At 70.8% G+C, this 12253-nt stretch carries 13 protein-coding genes and 1 pseudogene; 9 read left to right on the top strand and 5 right to left on the bottom strand.

Annotation, left to right across the window (positions count from 1 at the left end; genetic code table 11):
* The first annotated feature begins 73 nt into the window (after positions 1–73).
* Positions 74–1681, top strand: coding sequence for a CDP-alcohol phosphatidyltransferase family protein (locus tag AB0O28_RS38180; protein ID WP_363647610.1), 1608 nt, complete (start codon positions 74–76; stop codon positions 1679–1681).
* Positions 1678–2388: a DUF5941 domain-containing protein gene (locus AB0O28_RS38175; RefSeq protein ID WP_363647608.1), complete on the top strand. Its 711-nt coding sequence runs from the start codon at positions 1678–1680 to the stop codon at positions 2386–2388. Before AB0O28_RS38180 ends, AB0O28_RS38175 begins: the two co-directional genes overlap by 4 nt.
* An 81-nt stretch (positions 2389–2469) precedes the next feature.
* Here AB0O28_RS38175 and AB0O28_RS38170 read toward each other — a convergent pair whose 3' ends face one another.
* On the bottom strand, positions 2470–2964 hold the full coding sequence (locus tag AB0O28_RS38170) for an ATP-binding protein (protein WP_363647606.1): 495 nt from the start codon (positions 2962–2964) through the stop codon (positions 2470–2472).
* 221 nt (positions 2965–3185) lie between these two features.
* Here AB0O28_RS38170 and AB0O28_RS38165 point away from each other — a divergent pair, with 221 nt between their 5' ends.
* Positions 3186–4085, top strand: a complete 900-nt coding sequence (locus tag AB0O28_RS38165) for a helix-turn-helix transcriptional regulator (RefSeq protein WP_363647604.1) — start codon at positions 3186–3188, stop codon at positions 4083–4085.
* Position 4086: 1 nt separating this feature from the next.
* Here AB0O28_RS38165 and AB0O28_RS38160 read toward each other — a convergent pair whose 3' ends face one another.
* From AB0O28_RS38160 to AB0O28_RS38150, 3 genes and pseudogenes are all read right to left on the bottom strand, one after another.
* Positions 4087–4995 carry a LysR substrate-binding domain-containing protein gene (locus AB0O28_RS38160; RefSeq protein WP_363647602.1) on the bottom strand — a complete coding sequence of 303 codons (909 nt, stop codon included), beginning with the start codon at positions 4993–4995 and terminating at the stop codon, positions 4087–4089.
* Between the two features lie 70 nt (positions 4996–5065).
* Positions 5066–5794, bottom strand: coding sequence for an ABC transporter permease (locus AB0O28_RS38155; RefSeq protein WP_363647600.1), 729 nt, complete (start codon positions 5792–5794; stop codon positions 5066–5068).
* A gap of 77 nt (positions 5795–5871) precedes the next feature.
* Positions 5872–6534 (bottom strand): annotated as a pseudogene (locus tag AB0O28_RS38150) (ATP-binding cassette domain-containing protein); the annotation flags it as partial.
* A gap of 64 nt (positions 6535–6598) precedes the next feature.
* On the opposite strand from AB0O28_RS38150, the gene AB0O28_RS38145 reads away from it, so the two are divergent.
* Entirely contained in the window at positions 6599–7231 is a 633-nt protein-coding gene (locus AB0O28_RS38145) for a helix-turn-helix domain-containing protein (protein WP_363647598.1), read from the top strand.
* 121 nt (positions 7232–7352) lie between these two features.
* On the opposite strand, the gene AB0O28_RS38140 is transcribed toward AB0O28_RS38145, so the two are convergent.
* Complete coding sequence (locus tag AB0O28_RS38140) at positions 7353–8054, bottom strand: TetR/AcrR family transcriptional regulator (RefSeq protein WP_363647596.1); 702 nt, start codon at positions 8052–8054, stop codon at positions 7353–7355.
* A gap of 100 nt (positions 8055–8154) precedes the next feature.
* On the opposite strand from AB0O28_RS38140, the gene AB0O28_RS38135 reads away from it, so the two are divergent.
* From AB0O28_RS38135 to AB0O28_RS38115, 5 genes are all read left to right on the top strand, one after another.
* On the top strand, positions 8155–9159 hold the full coding sequence (locus tag AB0O28_RS38135; RefSeq protein WP_363647594.1) for a DMT family transporter: 1005 nt from the start codon (positions 8155–8157) through the stop codon (positions 9157–9159).
* 30 nt (positions 9160–9189) lie between these two features.
* On the top strand, positions 9190–10014 hold the full coding sequence (locus tag AB0O28_RS38130) for an MBL fold metallo-hydrolase (RefSeq protein WP_363647592.1): 825 nt from the start codon (positions 9190–9192) through the stop codon (positions 10012–10014).
* A 32-nt stretch (positions 10015–10046) separates the two neighbouring features.
* Positions 10047–10733, top strand: coding sequence for a DsbA family protein (locus AB0O28_RS38125; protein WP_363647590.1), 687 nt, complete (start codon positions 10047–10049; stop codon positions 10731–10733).
* A gap of 118 nt (positions 10734–10851) precedes the next feature.
* Entirely contained in the window at positions 10852–11586 is a 735-nt protein-coding gene (locus AB0O28_RS38120; RefSeq protein WP_363647588.1) for a hypothetical protein, read from the top strand.
* 403 nt (positions 11587–11989) lie between these two features.
* The coding region (locus tag AB0O28_RS38115; protein WP_363647586.1) for a hypothetical protein at positions 11990–12253 on the top strand (264 nt) is incomplete at its 3' end.

The following is a 12253-nucleotide window of genomic DNA, read 5'->3' as shown; positions in this document are numbered from 1 at the left end:
TGGCATCCGGCGGATCTCCCCGCGCCGGTCAAGCCTGAGGGCCTGATCTCCCCCCGTTGCGTGAAAGGTTGCCATGACCCGCGTGGTCCTGCTGGGCGCCCCGCCCGGCCCGATCAGTCCCCCGCCGCTCGGCGGTCAGCCCGCCCTGCCCGCGGCCATCACGCTGCAATCGCTGCCCGGGGCCCCCTCCGCGTATGACAGGCTGCTCGCGCAGGCCGCCGCGCTGGACCCCGAGCCGACGACGATCGCCCGGCCGGGGGACGCCGCCGGCTACCGCAGGCCGTACGGCCGGGTCGTGGAGAGCCCGGACGTCGCGGGCGACCTGCGCGCGCTCGCCGACGCGGTCGAGGGCGCCGAGGACAACCTGCTGATCCTGCCGGCCGACTCGCTGATCCACGACGAGCTGATCTACCAGATCACCAAGGCCAAGCGCGGCGCGATCGCGCTGGTCGCCCGGAGGCAGCGCGAGGAGGGCGACGAGCAGGACGAGAACGCGGCCGAGGCCGAACTCGTGCCCATCGAGGAGGCGGAGCCCGAGATCGGCCAGGAGGTCGTCGAGGGGCTGCCCCTGCGCACCCGCATCGGCCGCAGCCGGATCATCTCGGTCGGCACCGCCTACCACGCGGTGACCCGGCCGAACGCGGTGCTGCTCGGACCGCTTCACCTTCACCAGCGGCACCTCCAGACCCTCGCCGAGGTCGCCCGCGAGCTGGCGGACATGGCCCATCTGTTCGGCCCCGAGGACGACGTGACCGAGCTTCTCGTGCTCGGTCTGGTCCGCCGCGGCGTGTCGGTGGGCCGGCGGGGCCGCCGCGACCTGTTCTTCCGCCGCGTCCGCAGTCAGGCCGAGGCCGACGAGGCGCTGGCGGAGATGTCCGGCTACGACGAGGACCGGGCCCGGCTGAACAACGCCGTGAAGGGCGCCGACGGCTTCTTCACCACGTTCTTCGTCAGCACCTACTCGCGTTTCATCGCCCGCTGGGCGGCCCGCCGGGGGCTCACCCCCAACCAGGTGACGCTGATCTCGATCGCCCTCGGCCTGCTGTCGGCCGGCGCGTTCGCCACCGGCACCCGCTGGGGCGCGGTGGCCGGTGGGGTGCTCATCTACTTCGCGTTCGTCTTCGACTGCGTGGACGGCCAGGTCGCCCGATACGCGCGCAAGTTCGGTGTGCTCGGCGCCTGGCTGGACGCGACGTTCGACCGGTTCAAGGAGTACGCCGTCTTCGTCGGCCTCGCGGTCGGCGCGACGGTGTCCGGGCAGTTCGGCGACGGCGAGGGCGTGTGGACGCTGGCGCTGGTCGCGCTGGCCCTCCAGTCGGTCAAGCACCTGCTCGACTTCTCGTTCGGCGCGGCCAACCGGCGCAAGGCGCCCGTGCCGCTGCCCACGCTGGATCTGACGGTCGCCGACGACCGCCCGCTGCGGGAGGCGCTGGAGCAGCGCAGGGCGAGCCGGAGCACCGGCGTGCGCGGCCTGCTGAAGCTCTGGACCAAGGCCGGCAAGTTCCGTCCGGTCCACTGGGCCCGCAAGATGATCGTGTTCCCCATCGGCGAGCGTTTCGCCGCGATCGCGATCACCGCCGCGTTCTTCAACCCCCGGGTCACGTTCCTCACGCTGATCGTCTGGGGCGGCGTCGCGGCCACCTACACCCTCACCGGACGTCTCCTGAGGTCGCTCGCATGATCACTCAGCCGCAGGCCACCACGCCGCTCCCGGACCCGGACGAGGAGCGCCGCCGCATCCAGACCGCGCGCCTGCTCGCCTACCGCGACGACGGCCCGCTCGCCACCGCGCTGAAGGGCTCCCTGGGCCGGCTGCTGCCGCCCGTGCCCGCGACCGTGGTGGCGCTGCTCGCGATCGTGGCGCTGGCCGTCGCCGGAGTGCTCACCGACGGCCCGATCCTGCTCGTGCCCGTCGCCGTGCTGCTCGTGCTGGTCCTGCCCACCGCGGGCCGCGACCACCTGGGCCGCTTCGACTGGCTCACACCCCCGCTGCTGCGGGCGGCCGAGTTCGCGACGATCATCCTGCTCGGACTGGCCGCGGGCACGCCCAAGTGGCTGCTGTTCGTGCTCCTCTACGTGATCGGCTACCACACGTACGACACCGTCTACCGCACCCGGCAGGGCATCTGGCCCCCCGCCTGGCTGTACCAGGCGGGGCTGGGCTGGGAGGTGCGCCTGCTGATCCTGGGCGTGGCCGCCGCCGCCGGATGGCTGACTCCCGTGGCGGTCGTCCTCACGGCCTACCTGCTCGTGCTGTTCGCGATCGAGAGCATCACGAGCTGGGTCAGGCTGGACAAGGCCTCCGCGCAGGCGCAGGCCGATCAGGACCTGGAGCAGTCGCCCGAGGAGGCCGCCGAGCAGGTCACCGGCGAGGCCGAGCAGGGCTGACCGAGCAGGGCTTGGCGGGCCGGCCCGGGCGTCGCGGCTCGGGCCGGCCTCACCAGGCGGACTGGTCAACAGGCGGACTGGTCAGGCGGCGGGCGAGGCGTCGAACAGCGCCCAGACCACCTTGCCCCCGCCACGTGTGAGGATCCATCCCCAGGCTGCGGTCAGCGCCTCGACCAGGTGCAGCCCCCGGCCCGACTCCGACAGGTCGCTCCAGGGCGAGATCGCGGGCACCCGGGCGCTGGCGTCGCTCACGCCGCAGCCGATATGAAACCGGTGTCTCACCAGCCTCAGGCGGATCGGCGGCCCGTCCGCGGCCTCGCCGGGAGCATGCCGCAACGCGTTCGTCACCAGCTCCGACACCACGATCTGCGCGTCCGGCACGAGACCGGGCAGGTCCCAGCCGCGCAGCGTCCTGGCGGTGAAGTCACGGGCCGCCGCGGCTGACGTGGTGCGCCCGTGAAAGGTGCACATCGCCGACGGGGGCAGGGACAATCCGGCGACCTCGTCCCGCTCGAACATCGAGGTCAACCACGGAGGCGCCGTCGCGGCTCCCGGGCCTGCCAGGTCTGCAGTCATCGCCGATCCCTCAGGTCTCACCCATTACATGATGTGAATTTCCCTGCCGTCGTGTATCTTGCCCTGTGCCTTGCGGATGCAAGCACGCTTGCACGTGCAAATGTCGTGCGCCCCCGACTTTCCGTCGAGTTCCCTGCAAAGAAGGCCTCAGCGGGGTCCGGTAGGATGATCAACCCGATTGGTTCACTAGGGATTCTTCCGGACATGCCCATGGAGACCACGTGAAGGCACAGGCGGACGGCCCCGCCCCCGTACCGGTCGGAATCGCCCGCGGCGGCCCGACGGCGCTGCGGCTCCTGCTGGGAGCCCAGCTCAGGCGGCTGCGCCGGGAGAGCGGCATCACCCCCGAGAAAGCGGCCCGCACCATCCGCGCCTCACACGCCAAGATCAGCAGGCTTGAGCTCGGCCGGGTCGGCTTCAAGGAGCGGGACGTCTCCGACCTGCTCACCCTCTACGGCATCACCGATCCCGACGACCGGGCCGTGCTGCTCGACCTGGCGCGGCAGGCGAACGTCCCCGGCTGGTGGCACAAGTACAGCGACGTGTTGCCGGGCTGGTTCGAGTTCTACGTCGGGCTGGAGGAGGCGGCGTCCGTCATCCGCTGCTACGAGCTGCAGCACGTCCCCGGGCTGCTGCAGACGCCCGAGTACGCGCGGGCCCTCGTCCTGCGCGGCACCATGGGACGGTACGCCGACGACGTCGACCGGCGCGTGGACCTGCGGATGCGCAGGCAGGAACGGCTGACCGGACCCGAGGCGGCGACCTTGTGGGCCGTGATGGACGAGGGGGCGCTGCGCCGCCCGATCGGCGGCCGCACGGTGATGCGGGCCCAGCTGGAGCACCTCATCGAGGTGACCAGACAGCCGAACATCACGCTGCAGATCGTGCCGTTCGACCACGCCGGGCACGCGGCGTGCGGGGGGCCTTTCACCATTCTGCGCTTCGACGCGCCCGAGCTGCCCGACGTCGTCTACCTGGAGCAGCTCACCAGCGCCCTCTATCTGGACAAGGCCGAGGACACCGAGGCGTACACGCAGGTGATGAACGCGTTGTGCGTGGACGCCCGGCCGGCCACGCACACCGGCGCGTTCCTGGAGGAACTGCTCGCCGACCTCGGGTGAATCACCCTCTGGAGAAGAACGCCTGACAGGTCTCGGCGAAGGCCACCGCACGGGCCGTGGGCCGCACACCGCGCACCGAGGCGAGCACGACGTCGAGCGTGGGCACGTCGTCGCTGATCGGGACGCACGCCACCCGGCCGCCGTCGTAGGTCTGGTCGCTTTCGGCCCGCTGGTTGAGTATCGAGTAGCCGTGCCCGCCCGCCACCAGTGAGCGCGCCGTCTCATAGCTCGACGTACGGAACCGCACGCGCGGTTCGGTGGGATAGATCGTCCGGAAGTAGTCGCGGCTGCGCGGCAGGTCCAGCAGGATCATCGGCTCGGCGGCCAGGTCCGCCAGCGACACCGCCTCCGCCCGGGCCAGCGGGTGCTCCGGCGGCAGCAGCGCGTACGGCCTGGCCCGGGTGAGCGGGCGGATGTCGAGGTCGAGGGCGAGGTCGATGGCGTAGACGAGGGCGACCTCGCACCGCCCGTCGAGCAGGGCCGACTCCATGCCGGAGATCTCGCCCTCCGCGACGCTGACCCGCACCCCGGGATACCGCTCGGCGAACTCACGCAGCAACCGGGACAGGTAGAACGGCGCGAGCGTCGTCAGGCAGCCGACGGCGAGCTCACCGGTGAGCGACCCCGCCAGGCCGCGCGCCGACTGGGCGAGCGCGGCGGCGTGGGACAGGAACTCCCGGGCCTCGACGAGGAAACGCTCACCGGCGCGGGTCAGCGACAGGCCGCGGGCATGGTGGCGGATCAGGAGCTGGACTCCCAGCTCCCGCTCCACCTGCGCGATGGCGGCCGAGATCGCCGACTGCGCCACCATGAGTTCTCTGCTGGCCGCGGTCATGCTGCCGAGCTCGGCCGCGGTTACGAAGTAACGCAGCTGGACGAGGGTGAAGTTGACGTCCGCCACGCCACCCATTGTGACCGTCTCCGTGCCCGTCGGCGCCCGCAAACCGGTATGAAGTTCGAATGCCTTTCCCTGGCCCTGATCAGGCGTTTTCCCTTTGGAAACGACGGGTGCCCAGGGTAACGCCCACGACGGCGAAGGCCAGGGACACGACCACCCCCCACAGAACGGCGGCCGACGCGTAGGAACCGGCGAACAGCGCCCGCATCCCCTCGACCGCGTAGCGGAACGGCGTGAGCCGCGACACCGCGTCCAGCCAGGCCGGGGCGAGCGACATCGGCAGCAGCGCGCCCGACAGCAGCATCAGCGGGATCACCACGCTGGACATCACGGGCGCGAACAGTTCCTGCCGTATCGTGAGCGCCGCCACGTACGACAGCGACGCCATGCCGACCGACAGCACGGTGATCAGCAGCAGCGCTCCCAGCACCCCGGCGAGCGGCGCCCGCAGCCCCAGCGCCCAGGCCGCCACGATGATCGCCACAGCCTGGATCAACATCACCGCGCTGTCCCTGAGCACCCGGCCGAGCAGGAGCGTCACCCGGCTCACCGGCGTGACCCGCATCCGTTCGAGCACGCCGAACCGCTGGTCGAAGACGATGCCGAAGCCCGCCATTCCCGGGCTCGTCAGCCCGAGCTGCACCAGCAGGCCGGGCACGAGGACGCCCCACGAGCCCACGCCGCTGCGCTCGAACAGCGGGCCGAACAGTACGAGGTAGAGGAACGGCTGCAGAGCGCTGAAGACCAGGCTGAACTTGTTGCCGAAGGACGCGCGCAGGTAGTGCCCGGTCAGGGCGGCGAGAGCGGTCACGCGGCGGCCCCCTCGCGCAGCTCGCGGCCGGTGACGGCGAGGAAGACGTCGTCGAGCGTGCGCGCGCCGTGCTCGGACTTCAGCTCGCCCGGGGTGCCCTCGGCGACGATCCGGCCGTGGTCGATGATCAGGAGGCGGTCGCAGAGCGCGTCGGCCTCCTCCAGGTAGTGGGTCGTGAGGAAGACGGTCAGGCCGTCCCGCTCGCGCAGCCGCCGCACGTGGTCCCACAGATTGGCCCGGCTCTGCGGGTCGAGCCCGGTCGTGGGCTCGTCGAGGAAGAGCAACTCGGGCCCGTGGAGCAGGCCCATCGCGATGTCCAGCCGGCGCTTCTGGCCGCCCGACAACGTGACCGTCGTACGCTCCTCGACTCCGGGCAGGTCCAGCTCGGCGAGCAGGGCGGTCACCCGCTCGCGGGCCTCCTCCCTGTTCAGGCCGTACAGGCGGGCCTGGAGCACGAGCTCCTCCCCCACCGGGGAGAACGGCGCGAACGCGCCGCCCTGGGCGACGTACCCGATGCGGCGGCGTACGCCGGCGGGGTCGGCGAACAGGTCCGCGCCCGCGACCGTGGCGGTGCCGGACGTCGGCCGCAGCAGCGTGGTCAGCATGCGCAGCGTGGTGGTCTTGCCCGCGCCGTTCGGTCCGAGGAAGCCGACGATCTCCCCCGCGGAGACGTCGACATCGATCCCCCGGACGGCCTCGGTCGGGCCGAAGGTCTTGGTGAGTCCTCTGGCGTGAATCATGCCGGGTAGAGTAGCACCAAATTTGGAGTCACTTAAAGATTGCGTTCACCCTTACAATCGAGGCATGGAAGAGGGCCTGCGGGAGCGGAAGAAGCGGGAGACCCGGCAGCGCATCGCGGACATCGCGATGGGGCTGTTCCTGCAACGGGGCTTCGACAACGTCACGGTGGCCGAGGTGGCCAGGTCCGCCGACGTGTCGGTCAACACCGTCTTCAACTACTTCCGAACAAAAGAGGACATGTTCCTCGACCGCAGCGAGGAGACCGAGGATTTGCTGGCCCGGGCCGTGCGCGAGCGCCGCGCGGGCGAGACGGCGGTCGAGGCGGTGCGGCGCGATTTCTTCGAGGCACTCGACGCCGGCGACTGGCGTTACGGGATGAGCGAGGGTGCCGACCTGTTCGCGCAGCGGGTCAAGGAGAGCCCGGCACTGCAGTCACGGGTGCGCATGCTCGACGTGCACCGGGAGGAGCGGCTGGCCCGCACGCTCGCCGATGCGACCGACGCCGATCCCGACGACCTCACCCCCTGGCTCGTGTCGGCGCAGATCTGCGCCGTCGTCCGCGCGCTGACCCGCCATTTCGCGATGCGGCAGATGGCCGGCGAGGACGCGGCGCTGATCAGGGCGGACATCAGGGAGCACGCCGAGCGCGCCTTCGACCTGCTGGAGCACGGGATCGGCGCCTACTGCGTCCGGTGAGACACCTCGCCGCCCGTCTCGCCTCCCGCCAGCTGCCAAGCCCGGAATGCGCAGAATTTGTGATGCTCTCGGGGAGAACGACGCATCCATCCGGCTCCGCACTCGCGACGAGCGGCACTCGTCAACTGCCCGGCGCCCCGCCTCCCGCCAGCCGGCGAGCGCTCCACACCAGCGCCTCGGTCACGCGGGCCTGCGACAGGCCCAGGGTGTGCCGCTGGAACTGGTAGACCTCGGGCGCGAGCGGCGCCAGCACGGCGTCCGTCATCGCGTCGGGGTCCGGCACCCCCGCCTCGGTCAGCAGCATCCGCACGTGCGCCCGCCAGAAGCGGTAGGCGCCGGTGGCGAACCGCGCGCTCCCGGTCTCGGCCCCCAGGACGAGGTGCAGGTGACGTTCCAGCAGATCGGTCATGGCGACGTGGAAGGCGGCGAGCCGGTCGGCGGGTGAGGCCCCCGGGCCGAGCGGCGGCGGGCCGCTCAGGATGTGCTCCTGCACCTGCCGCTCGTGCTCGTCCAGCAGGGCCGTCGCGATCGACGCGGGGTCCGGATAGCGCCGGTAGAGCGTGGCCCGGCCCACCCCCGCCGCCTTGGCGATCTCGTCCATCGTGACGTGCCTGGCGTCTCTCGTCGCGAAGAGCTCTTCCGCCGCTTTCAGCACCCGCATGCGGTTGCGCGCGGCGTCCGCCCGTTCCCGCACCGGCGCCGGCCGGCCCGGTTCGAGGTCCAGCACGGGCAGTTCCCGGCCGGTGCCGGCCGGCCTGGCCCCCTCCGGCGGAACGCGGCCGTTCGCCCGGTTCCCGCCGGGATCCGTCAACCCGTTGCCCATGAGGACATGGTAGCCCCTCACACAGCCATGTGGACACGGTGTCCGTTTGTCGCTTACGCTCATCCGGACATCACGTCCACTTACGTCGTAGAGGACTGCCATGCATGCCCTGTTCCTCGCCTCGGCGCTGCTGGCCGGCTGCCTGCTGGCCGTACAGGCCTCGGTGAACCTCCAGCTCAACAAGGCCGTCGGCACGCCGTACGGCGCCTCGACCCTGCAATTGAGCGTGGCGACCGCCCTGCTGGCGCTCCTCGCGGTCGCCGCCGGCGCGATCGGCGCGGTCCGCCTCGTGCCGGACGTCCCGGTCTGGCACCTGCTCGGAGGCCTGGCCAGCCCGCTCTACATCACCAGCGGGATCCTGCTCTTCCCCCGCCTCGGCGCTCTGGCGGCGGCCGGGCTGTTCGTGACCGGCCAGATGTTCGCGTCGCTGGGGCTGGACCTGTTCGGCCTGCTCGGCGTCGCGCGCAAGCCGCCGAGCCTCGGCATCGCGCTCGGGGCGCTCGCGGTGCTGGCCGGCATCACGGTGATCATCCGTGGGCAGCGCCCGGCGCGGTCGCCGGCCCCGGCGGTACCGGCGACAGGCGCTCCCTCCCGTGGCGGGACGGCCACCGTCACCGCCCCGGCCGCCGTGGGCGCGGCGAACGGTCTCGGCCAGGGCGGCTGGATCCTGCTGGGCATCGTGGCCGGCGCGGTCCTGCCGGTGCAGGGAGCGGTCAACGCCGCGCTGCGCAAGGACATCCACGAGCCGGTGACCACCGCGATGATCAGCTTCATCGTGGCCACGATCACCATCGCCGTCGTGCTGATCGTCCTGCTGGCGACCCGCCGCACCCCCCGGCCGCAACTCGGCGGGCTGCGCACGATGCCCTGGTGGGGCTGGCTCGGCGGCGCCTGCGCCGCGGCGTACGTCACCGCGACCTTCACGCTCATCCCCACGATCGGCGCCGCCACCACCGTGGCGCTGACCGTGACCGGGCAGCAGGTCGCCTCGGCCGTGATCGACAACCACGGCTTCCTGCGGCTGCCCCGGCGTCCGCTCACCGCGCCGCGCCTGTCCGGGCTCGCGCTGCTCATCGCCGGCTCGGTGCTCGTCCAGCTCACCTGAGCGAACCCACCGCGGAAAGGATCCCTCTCGATGACCTCCTATCTGCGCAGCCCGTACGAGGCGGCGCCCGGCGTCACCACGCTGCCGTCGTCCCTCCCCATCAGCGGCGCCGGCCTGCTGCCGGTGAACGCCTACGTGATCCGTGGTCCTCAGCCGATCCTCGTCGACACCGGCATGGCCATCGACCGCGGCTACTTCGAACAGGCCCTGTGGTCCCTGGTCGACCCGGACGACCTGCGCTGGATCGTGCTCACGCACGACGACAGGGACCACGCGGGCAACCTCAAGGAGATCCTCATGGCGGCGCCGCGGGCCAGGCTCGTCACGAACGGCCTCGCCGTCGCGCGGCTCGGCGAGGAGTGGGACGTGCCCCCGAACCGCGTCCTGCGGGTAAACCCCGGCCGCACGCTCGACCTCGGCGGCAGGATCGTCTCCCTGCTGCGCCCGCCCGCCTACGACTCCCCCTCGACGCTGGCCCTGTACGACCACGCCACCCGCTCGCTGTTCAGCGCGGACAGCTTCGGGGCGATCCTGCCGGGGCCGGCGCAGGACGCCCAGGACGTCCCCGAGAGGGACTACCTCGCCGGGATGGCCCTGTTCACCAGGGCCAACGCCCCCTGGACCGCGCTGGCCGACCCGGCCAAGTTCGACGCGGTGCTGGACGACCTGGTCCGGCTGGCGCCCCGCCACATTCTCAGCTCGCACGGCGCCACCGTCGTGGAGCGCACCGAGACGCTCGTGGAGACCCTGCGTGAGGTGCCCTCCATGACGCCGTGGCTGCCGGATGAGGACGTGCTGGTGGAGGCCGTGCTCGCCGAGCACGAGGGGGCTCCGCTCAGCGCCGGGGCGGCCTGAGCGACACAGGACACGACATAAGGAGAACGCCGATGACGACGATATCGACCCCCGAGCCCGGCACCATCATCATCTTTTCCGACATCTGGTGCTCTTTCGCGCACATCACGGTGCACCGGCTGCACACGACCCGGGAACGGCTCGGCCTGACCGACCGGGTCCGCTTCGACCACCGCGCCTTCCCTCTGGAACTGCTCAACGACGCGCCGAGCCCCCGGCCGGGGACCGACAGCGAGGTGGCCCGGATGGCCTCGCTCGAGCCCGGCGCGGGGTGGCAGCTGTGGCAGGCGAAGGACTGGCTGTACCCGTCCACGACGCTGCCCGCGCTGGAAGCCGTCCAGGCGGCCAAGGAGCAGGGTTTCGCCGCGTCCGAGCAGCTCGACCTGGCGCTGCGCAGGGCCTTCTGGGCGGAGTCGCGGTGCATCAGCCATCGCAAGGTGATCCTGGACGCCGCCGCGTCCACCGGCGTGGTGGACGTGGACGCCTTGGCGGCCGCCCTCGACGACGGCCGGGCACGCAGAACGCTGTCCGAGCAGGCCGCCGTCGCGGCGACCGACCAGGTGAACTGCAGCCCGCACCTGTTCCTGCCGGACGGCACCGATCTCGCCAACCCCGGAATCGAGGTCGGCTGGGCCGGCGCGTACGGCATCGGCTGGCCCGTCGTCTCCTCCGACGACCCGAGCGTGTTCGAGGACGTCCTCAAGCGCGCCGCCACCTGACCGCAGTCACCGCCCGGACGAGCGTGAGCCGGTGTCCGGCCCTCAGGGTCGGTCAACCGCCGCGCTCGTGCGGGCCCGGTCATGCGCTCCTCACCGGCGCCGGCGGGCATGATCCAGATTGCCCGCCACAGACCTCCGAGGGCCCCTCGATTATGCAAAGATCATCGTCCACTCACCCACCGATGATCTGAGAGGCCATCACGTGAATGTCCAATGGCCTTCGACCGATGAGGTGTACGCACACTATCGACGGCTTGTCAGTGAGCCAGAGGTGGATGTGGCGCTGTCCTGGGCGGTCGTGGTTCCCGATGACGCGGGCTCTCTCAGTCTGGATGACGTGGGCGCACGGCTGGGCGGGGGAATCAGTTATGAGCTGCCCCGATCGGCGAATCCTCACATCGTCAACCTTCCCTTGTCCCGCCCGGGCCCGTGCGCGGTCGTGGACCGATCCGGCGCGGCGGTCGTCCTGTACGGGCTCGACCATCTCGGGTATTCAAGCGGAGCGCTCCGGCGGCTGGCGTCCCGCGCCCGGGTCTACAGCGCCTGGTGGAACGTCAACTCCGTGAACCGCCTGTCCCTCGCTGTCGACGGCGAAGTCCTTCTATCGATCGACGGATTGTTCCCGGGACGTCCTGAAGATCACCCGAACTTGGCGTGGTGGCCCGAAGTGACGACGATGAGCGAGTTCTTCCTGGACATCGAGGATGAGGACTGGACCGGAAGGGACGACGACTGGAACTGGAAGGCAGGTTTTCTGACGGCTGTCGAGCTGGCCACAGGGGTGAGGCTGGACCGCCGGTGGCTGGATGCGGAACATCCCTACCTGGCGTTCTCGGGCCCCATCCCGGAGTGAGGTACTGACAGAAGGATCAGCGGACGAGGCGCCGCCGGCCGATGATGGCGGCGGCGAGCGTCATGAAGGCCTGGTGGATGTCGTCGCGGCTCTCCCAGCGGATGCGCGAGCGGCCGAACCGGTGCGGCAACGCGATCGTCTGGTCGATGACCCGCCGGTGTACACCCAGACCGGAGCCGCGCTCGCTACTCCGGCGGGCGATGAGAAACGATCACGAGCACTTCCAGATCATTTCGGTAGTAGTTCTAAGTGGACATCCCTGGCCACGTCATTGTGTTGTGCGGTATTGCCCCTTTTTCCCGGTGGCGACCTGCCGCTCCAACTATTCGCCGCTCATGGTTGCTGTGGGTGATGAGGCGGTGAAAGAATTCATACAGGTATTCGAATCTGTTGAGGGGGTGTGATGGATCTGTTCGGCTCTGATCCTGAGCACTCTCGTCGTTCGAATAGGGCCGACGGCGACTGGTGGGACCGGTTGACCGCCGATTCCCCTTTGTGGTCGTCGGAGGGTTCGCTGGCCCGTGACGAGTGCCCCGTCGGGCATCTCCTTAGCGGCACCCCGCGGAGGCCGGGTCCCGAGGGCGCGCGTGACGGTTCAGCCCGTGCCGGTGCAGGCGTCGGCGGTTCAGTCGAGATCGGTTCGACCGATGCGGTGGAGGATGCGGCC

It is taken from the genome of Microbispora sp. NPDC088329 (assembly GCF_040685655.1).
Lineage (GTDB): Bacteria > Actinomycetota > Actinomycetes > Streptosporangiales > Streptosporangiaceae > Microbispora.
The sequence above is the reverse complement of the archived record's forward strand: the minus strand, read 5'-3'. Positions and strand labels throughout refer to the sequence as shown.

What these genes read in the sequence shown, in the direction of transcription:
- AB0O28_RS38180 (WP_363647610.1), top strand. Translation starts at nt 74, where the DNA reads ATGACCCGCGTGGTCCTGCTGGGCGCCCCGCCCGGCCCGATCAGTCCC.
- AB0O28_RS38175 (WP_363647608.1), top strand. Translation starts at nt 1,678, where the DNA reads ATGATCACTCAGCCGCAGGCCACCACGCCGCTCCCGGACCCGGACGAG.
- AB0O28_RS38170 (WP_363647606.1), bottom strand. Translation starts at nt 2,964, where the DNA reads ATGACTGCAGACCTGGCAGGCCCGGGAGCCGCGACGGCGCCTCCGTGG.
- AB0O28_RS38160 (WP_363647602.1), bottom strand. Translation starts at nt 4,995, where the DNA reads ATGGGTGGCGTGGCGGACGTCAACTTCACCCTCGTCCAGCTGCGTTAC.
- AB0O28_RS38145 (WP_363647598.1), top strand. Translation starts at nt 6,599, where the DNA reads ATGGAAGAGGGCCTGCGGGAGCGGAAGAAGCGGGAGACCCGGCAGCGC.
- AB0O28_RS38140 (WP_363647596.1), bottom strand. Translation starts at nt 8,054, where the DNA reads ATGGGCAACGGGTTGACGGATCCCGGCGGGAACCGGGCGAACGGCCGC.
- AB0O28_RS38135 (WP_363647594.1), top strand. Translation starts at nt 8,155, where the DNA reads ATGCATGCCCTGTTCCTCGCCTCGGCGCTGCTGGCCGGCTGCCTGCTG.
- AB0O28_RS38130 (WP_363647592.1), top strand. Translation starts at nt 9,190, where the DNA reads ATGACCTCCTATCTGCGCAGCCCGTACGAGGCGGCGCCCGGCGTCACC.
- AB0O28_RS38125 (WP_363647590.1), top strand. Translation starts at nt 10,047, where the DNA reads ATGACGACGATATCGACCCCCGAGCCCGGCACCATCATCATCTTTTCC.